1 pseudogene is annotated in these 571 nt (G+C 39.1%); it reads left to right on the top strand.

What is annotated here, in order from left to right:
* Positions 1 to 571: pseudogene (locus ACHRVL_RS23020) on the top strand (hypothetical protein); the annotation flags it as partial.

Below are 571 nucleotides of genomic sequence, written 5' to 3'. Positions count from 1 at the left end.
CAACCCAATTTCCAATTACAGCACAAGGCGAAACAGATGTTACATGGACATTTAATGACGGAAACGGAAACACTTCAACAGCTATTCAAAAAGTAATTTTAAAAGATATTACAGCTCCAGTAGTTCCAACTTTGACAAATATAACAGCAGAATGTTCCGTTGACACTATAACGGCGCCAACGACTACAGATAACTGTGCAGGAACGCTCACTGGAGTTACAACAACCCAATTTCCAATTACAACGCAAGGGGAAACAGATGTTACATGGACATTTAATGACGGAAACGGGAATAGTTCAACAGTCCTTCAAAAAGTAATTTTAAAAGATATAACGGCTCCAACAGTTCCAACTTTGACAAATGTAACAGCAGAATGTTCCGTTGACACTATAGCGGCGCCGACTACTACAGACAATTGTGCAGGAATGCTCACAGGAGTTACAACAACCCAATTTCCAATTACAGCACAAGGCGAAACAGATGTTACATGGACATTTAATGACGGAAACGGAAACACTTCAACAGCTATTCAAAAAGTAATTTTAAAAGATATTACAGCTCCAGTAGTTCC

This window comes from Flavobacterium sp. FlaQc-28, from assembly GCF_044007415.1.
In the GTDB taxonomy this organism is placed as follows: domain Bacteria; phylum Bacteroidota; class Bacteroidia; order Flavobacteriales; family Flavobacteriaceae; genus Flavobacterium.
This window is presented reverse-complemented; position numbering and strand designations above follow the sequence as displayed.